Here is a 14,732-nt window from a genome sequence, read left to right on the forward strand (position 1 = left end):
ACCACCATCGCGCGTTTGCTCGATAAATGCTGATAATTGCGCATGAACGAGGTTTTCGCTCATCTGCATAAAGAACTACCCTATCAGGCTAACTAAAATTTAGAGATCTAACACCCCTGTCAGTCTTGCACTCCAGTATACTATTTTAGACTCAGCCCGAGGCCTTCCAACCACACGCGACACTCCGGCATCCAATTGACATCCTTCAACCCATGTCCGCCTGTTTCTGAAACGATGAGGTAAGTGGAAATACCTGCGGCCTTCAGCCCTTGCTCATAGGCAATCCCACCGGGATAAAAGCTATGGTCATCCTTGGCATAAACGAGAAAAGTCGGCGCGATATCGGCCGTCATTGGAAACTCTTCGGCCAATACAGACTCCTGCTGTGCCCCTTGACCTTTGTAGAAATAGGCTCCGGAAAAGATCACGACGAACTGAGGTTCACAACTTTCGCGATCGGCGGCATCCACAGCAGCATACGCAGGTGTAGCATAGTGCTGACTCAAACGAGCCACCAAGTGACCGCCCGCAGAAGAACCCACCACACCCAGTTGATCCGGATCCACGTTCCAACGCTTTGCATTGTGGCGCACTAATCGCATCGCACGCTGCACATCTTTAAAGGCCGTCTCGCGATCGTCAGGGACAGTGTAACGCAGCATAAACACCGAGATTCCCTGGGCGTTTAACCATTCAATAATCTCTGGCCGCGGTGTCAGGTGTTTATAGCCCCCCCCAGGGCTATACACCACCGCCGGCGTGGGCGCATGACTCTCCGCGAGATACACGACCAGATTGGCATCTTTGACATTCTCGTAGCGAATTTTGCCGCGTCGTGTAATATCCAAGCGGGGTTGAATCGCCGAATGGTCGCCCGAATCGTCTGGCCAGAGACGAAGCACTTCATGAGTGCCGACAATAGGATCCTCAACGGTATCGGCCTTGCTGGCTGAATCTGGCGAGTTCGTTTCAATCAATTCAATCGATTTATTGGCAAACTCTGTCCCTAAGGTTTCATAGCCTTCAACGGAGTAATGCAGGTCATTCACGACAACTTCACCTCGTGCGTTCAGTCCATCGTTCAAACTATCCGTATCAACCAAAGCCGCACGTGGGTTCGCTTTAACGACAGCAGCTTGCGCATCGCGCACCAGCATCCAATCCGGATATTTCTCACCTTTCAGGTCAAAATCGCTGAGACGACCGATCACGACATTGATATCGTCACGACCTAAGTCCCCAGACAATTGCTCAAGCAAGCCCTGCAAACTCGCGGCATAGACAGACCCGTGTTGCTCGCGGGCATCGCGCTCCCCTTGCATCCAGACGAAGGTGATGCTGGCAAGCTCCTGCCCCTCCGTCGCCTCTTCGACCATCGTCATTAACTGGTCGTAAAGATCCCCCGTAGCTTTCGGTTCATCCCCTTGCGCTGGCTTCCAATTTTTATACCACCGGCGAATCGGCAGTCCACCCTGAGCGTGCTTCACTACAATGACATTATCTTTGCCCAAAGCAGCCTCCACCATCGGAGTGAATGAAATCGCAGGATCAAGCCGCGCCATATTGGACTGCCCTGACAGGATAAAAAGATGCTTCTGCGCATTAGCGGCACTGACCGATAGCAGAGCGATGAATAGGATTTGTATAATTTTCTTCATAGGTTGTTCATTTGGGCTAAGGCCTTTTCTTTCCAAAGCACTATATCCACATCGTTGTTCAAATCAACTCCTGCCGTGCTACGACCGCGGACAACATCAGACTCTAGTTGTTGAAGCAAACGGTTGGCAATTTCCGGATGGGAATTATATAGATTGGTCGTTGGAATTCCAAGCCCGAGCTGCCACTTCCCGATGGCAGCTGTATGATAGCCCTGTGCTTTCAATAATTCCGCAACGGTCAAGCGATCATCCGCAAGCAAGGGTGCGCTAAAACCATACAACACATGCTTCTGCAAGCGGGTGCGCCAATTGTAACGCCCAGTCAAAATACCGTAACGCGTGGGCGTGCACACTGAAGAACTGCTATGCACATCGGTAAAGATCATACCGTCTGCCGCCAATTGATCCATGTGCGGTGTCGGAATCTGACTTCGCTCCGGGTTCATACACTGCACGTCACCGTAACCAAGATCATCGGCAAGAATGTAAACGATGTTCGGCCGGGGTGCCGCTTGAGCTATCGTACCGAAGCAAAGCAATAGAACTGCAATATAGAATTGTTTCACCGTTTTAATGATACAGTTATTCTAGTTCGAATAAGTGGAATCTTCATCAATTCCTCTGGGTCCTTATGATATTTCTTGGTGCATACATGCCTGCTGAAGCAGCTCTAAGGTGCGGAGCTGGATACATCCTGTATAAAGTCGACATTCTCAAAACGTAGGACAATCGCGTTTGGCCAGTTCCGCCAGTTATACAGGCGTTGCTGCCGTGGCACGTCCATACTGAGGCCCTCCGCGCTGTTCTCGAAGCGAATCGTCAGATCGATCCTGTCGCTGTAGCGCTCTTGGCGATGATCCTGACCGAGAATAGTGACCTTGGTCTCTGCATTGGCGATCAAATCAGGCAGCACAAATTGCTTACGTGTCGAACGTGGCCAAATCCGATTGTTGGGATCGGGTTGTGCTTCCGTAAATTGAGTGATGATCGCGTAGGTGTATTTTCCGTCCTTAGATTGCGTATAATACCCATCCTTGCTACCAGCGACCACACACGGACGAACGTTATGAATCGCTTCATCGTTCACGAACATCCACAGAGCTAGCTCACGAAAACGCTCCTCTTGCTCAATCGGAATCGTTCCGTCTGGTTTGGGCCCCACATTAATCAACAGATTACCGCCTTTGGCCCGCGTTTCGACCAGCATGTTAATCAGTGTGCTGCCCGACTTTAAATTGTCATTGGTCGGTTTATACTGCCATTGATTGCCCAGCGTGAAGCAGGTTTCCCATGGTCCGGGGATCGGATCCTTGGGCAGTCGTTGCTCCGGAGTCACCATTTCCCCACGCGTGACGAGCACGTTCGGATCCAGTTCGTGACAATACTCCGCAAGCTCTGCCTTATGCCCGCCGTCAAGGAACAAGGCATCCATAGGGCCATAGTTGGTGAGTAGTTCTTTAATTTGAACTTTGGTGAATTCGATCAGCTCTTTGCGTTTCTCACTGGGCATCTTCCCACCGCGAGCAGGATAGCCCTCCCGATAATTCCATGCAAAATCTTCGGGAGAATAGTAAAAACCGACCTTGATTCCGTAGCGGCGACAGGCATCGACATAGGCTTTCACGATGTCCTTTTGATACGGCGTATTTGCAATATCAAAGTCTGTGACCGCCGAGTCCCACAGGCAAAAACCGCTGTGGTGCTTCGTTGTGAGCACCATGTATTTCACCCCGGCGAGCTTGGCGAGCTGCATCCACTCGTCCGGATCATAGCGTTTCGGGTTAAAGGTCTGGGGCAGTTCGTGAATCACGCGCTCCAGATGCTTATCGGAGGCCATGTCCATGTGGTGACTAATCACCGAGCCCAACTGCGAGTCATGCGCCCAGTGCACAAAGAGCCCGAGCCCCCAATCCATAAATTCTGCTTCCCGCTCGGGTAGATTTCGCAGCTCGCCCGCCATCTTCGGCTTGCTGTAGCCCTGGGCACTAGCCGTCGAGCTGAGGCCGATCATCGCAAAGCCAACCAATAGAAAAAGGTAGACTCTACGGCGAAGTGATTGGGGCAATATCATCATTATTATGAATTATAAATAAGTTAAGGTTGGCTCGTTAATTCCTCGGTATCCTGAGGCGCATTCATAAAGTGAGCATTCTCAACATCGGTTGCTTTTAATTGCTTGGTCTCTACTGGCAGCCACAAGGAAACTGCGGGCACATAGGTGATGACTAAGAGCGCGACAATCATTGAAGCAAAAAACGGCAGCATGGTTTTAGTGACTTTTGCAATCGTGGTCTGCCCCACTCCGCAGCCGATAAAGAGGCAGGTGCCGACTGGCGGCGTGCACAGTCCAATACAGAGGTTGGCAATCATCATGATACCGAAATGCACCTCATGCATACCAAGCGCCGAGACGACTGGCAGAAAGATCGGAGTAAAGATCAGCACCGCCGGCGTCATATCCATAAAAGTGCCCACGCAGAGCAGTAGCAGATTTATGGTCAGCAAAATTAAGATTGGATTATCCGAGAGCCCGAGCAGAACCGCACTCACAGTCTGCGGGATGTTCGCCATAGTCATAATCCAGCTCATCCCGGAACTGGCCCCAATCAATAACATGACGACCGCGGTGGTGATACCTGTCTGTAGCAGCAGCTCCGGAAGTTCTCTGAGCTTGATTTCGCGGTAGTAGAGCACCGTCAAAAGGAAGGCATACACGACAGCGATCGCGGCAGCTTCCGTCGCGGTAAAGATGCCCGCGAGAATGCCACCGATCACCACAACAATCAGAAAGAGACTGAGAAAGGCGCGCTTAAAACCGATCAACATCTGCCGGATCGTTGAACGCGGCTCACGTGGATACTTTTTAGTGTAAGCAAATGCACCACAGACGAGCATGATGAAAAGGCCTGAAATAATTCCCGGTAGAATCCCCGCCATGAACATGGCCGCAATCGACACTGAGCCCGCGGCGACTGAGTAAACAATCATGATGTTACTCGGCGGAATCAGCAGCCCGGTCGTCGCGGCTGTGGTGGTGACGGATACATTAAACTCGCGGTTGTAACCCTTGCGATTCATCTCGGGAATCATGAAGCCGCCGACCGATGAGACCGCAGCCGCGGCCGAACCCGAAATAGAGCCAAAGAGCATGCAGGTGAGCGTATTGACGTAAGCTAAGCCACCGGGCAAAAAGCCAACCAAGGTGGCGGCAAAATCAATCAGTCGCCGCGCCATGCCGCCGCGCCCCATCAGGTGCCCCGAAAGAATGAAAAAAGGGATCGCCAATAGCGCGAAGCTATTCACGCCGTTCACCATATTAGCGGCCACCACAATGGTCGGATCGGCGCCCTCGGCGAGAATCGCCACAAAGGTCGCCAGTGCAATCGACACAGCGATTGGCACGTTCATGGCCAAGAGTAGCAGGAAGATCGCAATTAAGATCAATGCAGTTGTGCCCATTACTCAGCCCCTCCTTCAGCACTTACCTGGTTCCGATCAGCCGTAGGCGCCCACAGAACTTCGATAATATTCTCTAGCGTGAACAAGCTCATAAACACCCCCGCGATCGGCAATGCCAGATAGACATGGCCCATTTTGATGCCTAAGGCCGGAGTGGTTTGCTCCAAAATCAAGGCGTCGGAGACAACCTGCCAGCCACCGATCAAAAAGATCGAGACCGCAAAAAACAGCACCAATAAATGCGCGACCACCGCCATCAATTTTCGTATTTCAGGATGTAACTTTTCCACGAAGTAATCCACCCCGAGGTGACTCTTCTGCCCGAAGGCCACCGCACCGCCCAGCAGGGACACCCAAACCAAAAGGAATCGAGCCAGCTCCTCTGTCCAGTTGGCCTGCTCGCCCATCACGTAGCGTGTAAACACCCCCCAGACGACGTCCAGGACCAGTAGCGCAACAGCCAGGATCAGCAGCCCGTTGAGCGCTGTAGTCATCCACTGCTTAAATTTTAATAGAGCTTGTCGCATTAGTTCACTTGGGAAATTTGTTGAAGTAGTATGCGCACATCCGGGTGCTCGACTGCGTTGAGCATCGGCTGCACTTTTGCCTGGAAGAGTGCGGTATCGACTTCGTAAATATGCACGCCTTCAGCAGCCGCCTGCTCCATCGCCAGCTTGGTTTTCTGATTCCAAAGTTCGCGTTGATAGTCCGAGGACTCTTGCGCCACCTGCTGCACCCATCCTTGCACCTGCGGCGAAAGTTGCTTCCAGACCTTTGAACTCATCAGCAACATGTCGGGAATACGGGTATGCCCATCGAGTGAGAAATGCTTACACACTTCATAGTGCTTGTTGGAGTAGAAACTTGGGACGTTGTTCTCCGCACCATCGACGGTGCCTTGAGCCAGCGCGGAGTAGAGCTCACCCCATGCAATCGGTGTCGGCGAGCCTCCCAGTGCTTTGACCATATCAATGGCGGTGGCACTGTTCATGACCCGGATCTTCATTCCGGTTAAGTCATCCGGTGTGCGGATGGGCTTATCCTTGGTGTAAAAATTACGACTGCCGGCATCATAATAGCAGAGTCCGCGTAGATATTTGGCCTCGCCCTTTTCCATCAGCTCATGCCCGATTTCACCGTTCAGCACTTGCCAGTAATGCTCGGAATCGCGAAAGACATAAGGCAGGCTGAATGCAGCCATCGACGGGATGAAGTTTTCCAGTGCCGCGACGGACTGACAAGTCATGGCAAGCGAGCCATTCTGAAGTTGTTCTATGCTCTGCACTTCAGCTCCCAGAACTGCACTCGGATAGATATCGATCGTGACTGAACCACTGGAAAGCTCCTCCAATCGCTCCTTCATAAAGACCAATGATTGATGCACTGGATGTGCCGTATCAAGCCCGTGCCCTAGCTTGAGCACAGTTTGTGACGCAACTCCCCCACCGCTCTTTTGAGCACGTAGAAAGAGCGCAAAGCCACTCGTGGCCAATAAAGCACCGATGAAGATGCCTGCGATCAGGGTCGATAGAGTTTTATTCATAGTCGGGGAGACTTATTCGGGGTAGCTGCCATTCTCTAACACATCGAGTCCACGGCCAGTATGTTTATAGAAATAAGGATATACGCCTTCGGCATTGTTCATATAGTCTTGAGCCGAGCCCCAGAATGAACCGTTCATAATGCCGCGATACTTCGAGGTGTAAGGGCTGCCTTCTATGCGTGCAATCGTCTCCTTCAACATCAGACGGGTGCGCCACATATCCATCAGGCGCACATGCATGAACATCGTGTCCCAAATCCCATATTCCGCCTTATGCGCTTCGCTCAGGATCTTTTCCAGTTCGGCCAGTGCGAGCTTTAGATTATTGGCAAACACTTGAGGGTTCTGATCGACGAGGTATGCATCCACGCCCTGAACGACTTGATCCAGCATACGGCTGCCATACATGTGCACCGCGACCTGATAAGTGAAGTGCGCCTGGTAAAAATTCCGGCGGTCGACAGGAATGCGCGACTCCAGCGCCTTGGTTTCACGCCAGAGCGCGGGAAAGAATTCAGCGGTCTCGGTGAGGGGGCCTTTGGTCTGCTTCATTTGATTCGCAAAGCCCGACACATTGCGAATGTCTTCGCCCTTCTCGATGGCGTTGCTGTATTTCTTCAGCACTTCCTGAGTCAGGTATTGAAGCAAATGCTCCCCCCGGGCGCCTCTCCAACGGGTTGGATCAGGCATATTCTCACGCAGGTAAGGAATGTCATAGTAGTGCAGGCGCAAGGCTGCTAAATCGGCTGCCAACTCAGGTGAAAACTGCTTCGCATACCATTGCTGCAAGTATGCTTGCATCGCTTTATCGGCAGGTTGACTCAAATAAGGCTCTGCATCCCAGAGGAAATCATTGATCGCCTGCACAGACATCGCTGCGGGGCGAATACCGCTCACATTGATGATCGCATACTTAGTGGCACCACGCTCCACATAACGACGCAATTCATTATAAATACGGGCTGGCGGCACGGCCTCCGTGGTGCGGTTCTGCGTATTCATCATCATCATGACATGATAATAAAGCCCGTCACCTGGCGATAAATCGGAGCCATCGCCCTTGTCGCGCATATACCCACGACCATCATCGGCGAACATCTTGCAGACACCGTCAGGTATTTGCAGGATCCCATCATTGTAAAAGCGTCCCAGCTCATTCCACAGCGCAGCCACAATGGTAGCATCGGGATCAAACTCGCGCACGATCTCCGTCTGCTTCTGCATGGCAGCTGCAATCACATCCGCGCGGCCCTGATCATCTTTTGGCGCAGCAGGATCGCTGTGCCAGAAGGCCCCATCCGATTCGCCGCGAAAGCCGACGATCCATGCCACTTTCTTATCAGCCAGCGCTTGCGCCGATTTCCGCCAGGCATCTTCCAGGATATCCTTGTGGGTGACATAGGAAAACGGCAGGCCCTTCGGCCAATCCATCATGTTCAATCCCAAGGGAGATATATGGTGAAAGGTGATAATGACGTCGCGGCGTTTGCAAAGATCATAGACCGTGGCATCCGAATACGAAGACGACTCAGGGATCAGCATGTTTCCCTTGGTGCGGAGCAAGGTTTCGATAATTTTATCCATCCACTCCATGGAGATCACGTTGCCGCCGAGCGGATCGCGGTGCATACCGTCGTGCAATTCTTCATCGTTGATGAACCAACCACGGTTCTCAAAAGTCGGTTTCTTCGAAATATATTCATCCGCCGAAGTAAAGCTCACCTCAGTGCGTTTTTCAGGAATGCTATCGGTAAAGACATACATGGGGTCGATACCGAGCACCTCTTCGCAAAAGGTATAGATGGCAAAGATCGTGCCACGTGTGTCGCCACCGATCGCAGCGATTCCCGGGTTGTTCTTCACCTGAGCCAAGCGCAACACGTGTTGCTCCGCTCCCGCGGGAACTTGAGCATCCACCAGCGAGCTGGTATGTTCCACGGAACCGAAAATGACGACCGGCCCCGTCCAACTACTGCGTGTGTTATTCTTAAAAATGACCGGCGGATAGCCAAACACCTTATACCAATCGCGCTCCGCATCACGGATGGCTTCTTGAATTGCAGGATTTTCGAAATCGGCCGCCGTGACCACCCACGGAGTATCACCGTTGATGGTCAGACCATCCATCGATTTAGCAGTCAGGCTCGTGGTGACCAGCACGCACATAAAAAAGTGAATCCATTTCATGATATAATTCTCAAATGATTAAAAGGCTCCGCTTTGGCGGAAGAGGTTTAGGTAATAGTTATCCGCCTGTGGAATGACGCCGTGCCGATCACGGATGGCTTTTCTGAGTCCACGAATGCTGGCATAGTATTGTTCATCTGTGCCCTCGCCTGCCGCATACAATGCTTCTGCTTGAGCCAAGGCCTCGGACAAATCCGGAGCAGGCTTTTGCAGCTGTTTAAGCGCCGCCGAGGCTTCATGCCCCAACTGGATCAAGGCATAAAGACCTGGCCGGAAGGGATAGGCATGCTTGAGATACGATGAATCGGCATGACTGGACGACACCTCCCGATAGGACGGCAGTGTCTCAGACATCACTAGAAAGCCCTCGCTGTCGGTCATGCAAAAAACCGCATGGGAGGTGCCCGGCGGCACCCGCCCCTCAATACGACCGCCAGTAATCTCAGCGGGTGCTTCAAACCACATTTCACGGCGTCCGCGTGAAAGCTCAAACTCGCCGCCGTTCACCGTGTAAAGCAGCTTAGCATCCACGATGCTCGATGTATCCTTGCCTGTTTCAACTTCGACCCAGATACGGTCGCGGTCTTCACCGCGCGCGAGAACTTCGGGGATATTGTCCTGATGTTCGTGGCTCTCAATCGTCGGATTTTTATAAGGGTAGCTCACCCCAGCCGCATCCAGAAAGGCATCCAGTTCACTCAATAATTCTTGAGTCAATTCCGGCATGGCATCGGCCAGGTTATTCGCTTCCCCCACATCCGCCATTGAGCCATCCTCATGATACAGCCGATAGAGCGAAACCATGGGGTCTTTATTATTCCCCGGCCCAAGATTACGATACACCTTCCATGGTCCCTTGCGCATTGCAGCGCCGGAGGACAATTCGATCGGAAAATAGAAATAAATGCTCTCACGTGCGGTGCCATCCGCAAAACGAGCCACTGAGTCTGTGCCTTCAAATAATGGGCGAATATTACATCCATCCAGTTTTGGATTATCCGACTCAGGCAATCCAACCAGATCAACAAAAGTTGGATATAAATCGATTAAAGAAATCGGAGTGTCGCAAACAGAGCCTTCGGGAACATTAGGACCACTGACAATGAATGGAATGCGCACGCCCCCTTCATGTATGTCCTGTTTTCCTTCACGCAGCGGGAAATTATCAGTGACAGTGCCCCCCGCGCGGCGCACGAGTCCCCCATTGTCCGAACTCACGATGATATAGGTATTATCAATGAGCTTGTGTCCGGGGTTACGGGGATCCTCCGTATCTTCCAAATAGCTGATGACCTCGCCAATCATCCAGTCGAGCTCATCCACCATCGTGGCATAATACGGATCTGTTTTGCCGCCCAGCCCCACATTAATCGTTCCCGGATCCGTCGGAAAATCCAGGCCCATTTTTTTGCAATAATACTCCAGACGCTTGCGGTCCCGGGTTTGGATCGGGCCATGCACGTAATAGGTGCAGTAATTCAGGAAAAATGGCTCTGCGTGATGCTTCTCGAGCCACTTGAGCGCGACATCGAGCGTCTTGTCAAAAGGCCGCCCATCGTCACCTAATTGAAAGGGATCATCGGGGTCTTCAGTCGCCCAGCCTGTGATACGGTCAGGCTTCATCGTTTTCGCCAAACCGTTGTGCTGGTTACGCAGTTGATTCCTTGGGCCCCAAATATCCGGATCCGGATAGTAAGTGCCCCCCTTCCCCAAATCATCGACATAGCCAAGATCAAACCCATAGTCGCCAGGAAACGGATACCCGTTACTACGCCCGCCCAAATGCCATTTCCCGACATGGCCCGTCGTATAACCCGCCCGTTTCAGCTCTTTGGGAATCGTCATTTCCGTCAGCGGTAAGCGATAACGATAGAATGGATTTATATAGGTAAAATTGGGTGAATACGCCCGCGGCAACTTGCCCCCCATCACATGATAAATCCCCGTATGGGCTGGATATTGACCCGAGATATAGGCCGCCCGCGAAGGGGCACAAGTCGGCGATGGCGAATACGCCTGCATAAATCTACGCCCCCGCTGGGCCAACTTATCTAAATTAGGCGTCTCAAAAGGAGTCTCACCATCCACATCCATGCAGACAGGATCCTGCCAACCAAAATCATCAGTCAAGATGTGCACGATATTCGGCTTGGGCCGCTCACTCCCTCCAAGTGCAGCCCGTCCCTCCGCTGCGTATAAATCTGCGCACAGGGCAGCACATAGCGAAAAAATAAAAAGACAAAACCATTGGGGATTCTTACGGGGGTATTGCATAATTCCAAAGAGTGATACTACCCCATTACCCTACCCCCAACAATCGCGCATTCGCTCGATAAAACCTGGTATTTATTTTCCCGACGGCTCGCGATAAACAGAGAAGAGCTTGCAAGTCGCAGGCATGCGCTTCAATGTAAACAGACCCACTACACACTGGATCTATAGTAGTAATTGTATCTCCGCCCCTAGCGATCCACGACCAACATCGGTTCCTGCTTGAAGAACTTACACCCAATAAAAGCCATCTGCACATGCATCCTTTTGCTTGTATTCATACAAGCAAGTAGTGCAGAGTCCTCACAACCGTTCACGGAACTCTGGTTGCATGAACTGGAGGCACTAAAGCAACAAACTGAAGCCGAATTGAACGGACTGGCCCATCCCAGCCTCAATAGTGGCGTGGGTGCGGTCGGGTACCGATCCAAAGCTTATGCAGACGACGGAAACCATTATGAGTGGGTACAAATCGATCTAGAAGGCAGCTACATAATAGATACGATATTTATTATACCCACCTTGTGGCGCGATACGCGCTTCGGATTTGTCAATGATGCCTTTCCTCAGAAATTTCGTATTCTAATCGGTAATGCAGCCCATCCAGAGGGTAAGGTCATCTTCACCTACAATGCAGACGAAGCTCCCTTCACTGGGATCACGCCAATGCAAATCCCAGTGGATTCTAAACCCGCCTCATGGGTGAGAGTGGAAACCAATCACCTCACACAGCGCGCCCTCGATGGCATGTATATCTTTCAGCTATCTGAAATCATGGTCTTCGAGGGCAACGAAGACCGCGCGCTACGTAAACCCGTGTCTGCATCGTCTCCAGTTTATGAGAGTGCGACGCGCAATGCAGGGACGCTTGTCGACGGCATCTTACCGTATTTAATCAACTCAACCGAAGAAGAGCACAGCCGCGCTTATGTCAGTGATATCGATGTAGGCGATCGCCCGGCTCTCACCATCGACCTGTTGGAAACCACTGAAATAACAGGTATCCGACTCCATGCAACCGATCAAGCAGACACGGTCCCGACTGCACACGCGGGTGAATTTGGCCTCCCACCACATTTCATTGTCGAAACCGCCAACAACGAGGATTTCACAGATGCCGAAATTGTCTTAAATGTAAAACTGAACTCTATTTTCGAAATGGGACCAGTGCTCAGTTGGAACTTTAGCAAGCCATCACACGCACGCTACATTCGTGTCACCGCTTTAACGCCATATTATCATAGAGAAAACCACAAGGGCTCACGTGTAAGTTTCGCCGAAATTGAAGTGCTTCAACAAGGGCTCAACATTGCACGAAATAAACCCATCAGTACAAACTACAAAAGTGAGACAAGTGACTCCACTCTAAGCGCACTCGTCGACGGCATGAATATCTATGGCCATATTCTGCCACAGAAACAATGGTTAGAACAATTGTCACGTCGGCACGAACTCACGATACTGCTCGGGAAACTACGAATTGAACTACAGAGGCGCTACACACAGCAAAAGTCTTTTCTCAGGTGGGCAATCATAGCAGCGATCTTCATGGCACTCGTTATTGTTTTTACCATTCCCTACTATAAAATGCTTAGTTATAGGAAGGAGGTTCACATTCGCGAGCGTATTGCGGCAAATCTACATGATGAATTGGGCGCCAACCTTCACGCAATTGGAATGTTAGGCGATGTTGCTGAACGTTCTATAAACGTCCCCGAACGCCTCGTCGAAGCGGTCCGTCGCATTCGCGCCTTAACGGAACGCACCGGAGAGGCCGCACGTCACTGCACCAACATGCTAGAAGCACAAAATATTTGCAAGGACATCGTACTTGAAATCAAGCAAGATACTCAACGTCTCTTAGGGGACCATGAAGTCAGCTTAAGACTCTATGGTGAAGCAGAACTTGAAGCCCTCCCCCGTCGCGCTCGAATCGATCTTTATCTGTTCTTTAAAGAAAGTCTAACGAATATTAATCGACATGCGCAGGCCACCAAAGTATATATTCGTATTGCGGCCGACCCACAGATCGTAAAGCTCTCGGTTATAGACAACGGCTGCGGCATGAATGCGCCTCCAAAATCCTTACTACGCCGAGCACGCTTAATGCGAGCTTCCATTCAAACCAAACCAGTGCAACCTCATGGAACTCACATCCGGCTCAAAATAAAACTTAAAAGAAACCGACTATTCCTATGACCACAAAACATCAAATCATGTTAATCGAAGATAACCAGGAATTCCGTTCTGTATTGGAATTCTCATTATCCGGTGAGTCAGATATGGAAATCGGACGTCAATGCAGCTCTGCTGAATTTGCACTCAGAGTATTAGAAAATGAACCCGCAGACAAAGCGCCCACACTCATCTTACTAGATCTAAACTTAACCGGTATGACAGGCATCGAAGCACTCCCAGCTTTGAAGAAAATTGCACCGCAAACTCCGATCATTATTTTGAGTCAATCCAACAAAGAAACAGATGTCTTAACAGCGATCGCGAAAGGTGCTTCAGGTTATTTGCTCAAGTCTTCCACCGTTGATCAGATTATTGATGCCATTCGTGAAGTCATCGCAGGGGGCTCATCACTTGACCCAAAGGTCGCGTCTTACCTGTTAAAGCAAATAAGGGAACACGCCCCCGACGATGACGTGAACACCATACTTACTTCACGCGAGCGCGAAGTGCTTGAGTTATTGGCAGAAGGTTACGTTAAGAAAGAAATTTCAGATAAACTCGGCATTTCCTACCGAACAGTGGACACCCACATCCGACATATCTACGAGAAACTGCATGTAAACAACGGCCCTGCAGCAGTTAACGTCGCCCACAAACTCGGCCTATTTCAATAGCCTAAACTGCTTTCATTGCAGCACTTCCAGACTCAACTCACTTACTCTGCTAGAGGTGTCCTCAGGTCTTTCACGACCTCAGTAATAATACGAACACCTAAGCGCCCCTTACCGCGTCGACCATCGTAATTCCTCAGAAAAACTAGGTCGCGCACCTCGGGCTCGCTATACCATTTTTTGCTGTAGAGTAAATCCCCTGCGGCATCTCGAAAAACCACCGAAACAAAGCCTGCTTTATCTAGATCCGGCTTAATGGTTAAACGCTGACCTGGCTCAATCTTCTGCGGTTTTTTATCTTCAATTTGAAAATACAAAGTTTCATTGGCAAAGCTCACGAGTCGAAATGAATTCCGAGGAAACTCATCTAACGAGTCCTCCAATGTATAAATTCGATAATCAAACACGCTCGAATTATCAGGTTCGGGTGAGATAACCACCAAGACACGCCCACCATTTTGCTGGATTACTGTTTCACCACAAACTTGATACTGCACCTCCTCGGAAACTCCGGGCTCAAGGCTGACTACTTTCTTAAATAGCTGAAAGCGTTTGGGTCCCGAATAAACATAAGGCTTGGTGCGACTTAAATTACGCATTTCAATAAGCTCGTATTGATCGCCATTCCGATAGTATACCTCCTCTACACCACGCTTGGCCCAGTCGTAACAAGTGAAAACAACACGCACCTGATTCGTACCATCCTGAGCTGAAACTTCCAGATTCAAAGCTATGCTTATGGAGAAAAAGAGGAGTATATATCGA

General features: G+C 50.7%; 11 protein-coding genes. 2 read left to right on the top strand and 9 right to left on the bottom strand.

Translation table 11 applies throughout. The features are described from left to right. Positions 1-140 precede the first annotated feature (140 nt). The 8 genes from QEH59_RS14405 to QEH59_RS14440 all read right to left on the bottom strand — a co-directional run bounded on the left by QEH59_RS14405 (position 141) and on the right by QEH59_RS14440 (position 11,121). Positions 141-1,658: a sialate O-acetylesterase gene (locus QEH59_RS14405; protein WP_308986080.1), complete on the bottom strand. Its 1,518-nt coding sequence runs from the start codon at positions 1,656-1,658 to the stop codon at positions 141-143. After that, complete coding sequence (locus QEH59_RS14410) at positions 1,655-2,224, bottom strand: sulfatase-like hydrolase/transferase (RefSeq protein WP_308986081.1); 570 nt, start codon at positions 2,222-2,224, stop codon at positions 1,655-1,657. Before QEH59_RS14410 ends, QEH59_RS14405 begins: the two co-directional genes overlap by 4 nt. 104 nt (positions 2,225-2,328) lie before the next feature. Further along, a complete protein-coding gene (locus QEH59_RS14415; RefSeq protein ID WP_308986082.1) occupies positions 2,329-3,732 on the bottom strand; it encodes an alpha-L-fucosidase in 1,404 nt (467 codons plus the stop codon). A 20-nt stretch (positions 3,733-3,752) separates the two neighbouring features. Beyond that, positions 3,753-5,117, bottom strand: coding sequence for a TRAP transporter large permease (locus QEH59_RS14420; RefSeq protein WP_308986083.1), 1,365 nt, complete (start codon positions 5,115-5,117; stop codon positions 3,753-3,755). Continuing rightward, entirely contained in the window at positions 5,117-5,644 is a 528-nt protein-coding gene (locus tag QEH59_RS14425) for a TRAP transporter small permease (protein ID WP_308986084.1), read from the bottom strand. Before QEH59_RS14425 ends, QEH59_RS14420 begins: the two co-directional genes overlap by 1 nt. Next, complete coding sequence (locus QEH59_RS14430) at positions 5,644-6,660, bottom strand: TRAP transporter substrate-binding protein (protein ID WP_308986085.1); 1,017 nt, start codon at positions 6,658-6,660, stop codon at positions 5,644-5,646. The genes QEH59_RS14425 and QEH59_RS14430 overlap by 1 nt, the downstream gene beginning before the upstream one ends. Before the next feature lie 12 nt (positions 6,661-6,672). After that, positions 6,673-8,847, bottom strand: a complete 2,175-nt coding sequence (locus QEH59_RS14435) for a glycosyl hydrolase 115 family protein (RefSeq protein WP_308986086.1) — start codon at positions 8,845-8,847, stop codon at positions 6,673-6,675. 18 nt (positions 8,848-8,865) lie between these two features. Then, the gene (locus tag QEH59_RS14440; protein ID WP_308986087.1) at positions 8,866-11,121 is read right to left on the bottom strand and encodes a sulfatase; all 2,256 of its coding nucleotides are present in this window, start codon (positions 11,119-11,121) and stop codon (positions 8,866-8,868) included. 264 nt (positions 11,122-11,385) lie between these two features. Between QEH59_RS14440 and QEH59_RS14445 the strand changes: the two genes are divergently transcribed. Both QEH59_RS14445 and QEH59_RS14450 read left to right on the top strand, forming a co-directional pair. Next, positions 11,386-13,317 carry a histidine kinase gene (locus QEH59_RS14445; protein ID WP_308986088.1) on the top strand — a complete coding sequence of 644 codons (1,932 nt, stop codon included), beginning with the start codon at positions 11,386-11,388 and terminating at the stop codon, positions 13,315-13,317. Beyond that, a complete protein-coding gene (locus tag QEH59_RS14450) occupies positions 13,314-13,970 on the top strand; it encodes a response regulator transcription factor (protein ID WP_308986089.1) in 657 nt (218 codons plus the stop codon). Before QEH59_RS14445 ends, QEH59_RS14450 begins: the two co-directional genes overlap by 4 nt. A 41-nt stretch (positions 13,971-14,011) precedes the next feature. Here QEH59_RS14450 and QEH59_RS14455 read toward each other — a convergent pair whose 3' ends face one another. Then, positions 14,012-14,695, bottom strand: coding sequence for a hypothetical protein (locus QEH59_RS14455; RefSeq protein ID WP_308986090.1), 684 nt, complete (start codon positions 14,693-14,695; stop codon positions 14,012-14,014). Positions 14,696-14,732 lie beyond the last annotated feature (37 nt).

This window comes from Thalassobacterium sedimentorum, assembly GCF_031127905.1.
Taxonomy (GTDB): Bacteria; Verrucomicrobiota; Verrucomicrobiia; order Opitutales; family Coraliomargaritaceae; genus Thalassobacterium; species Thalassobacterium sedimentorum.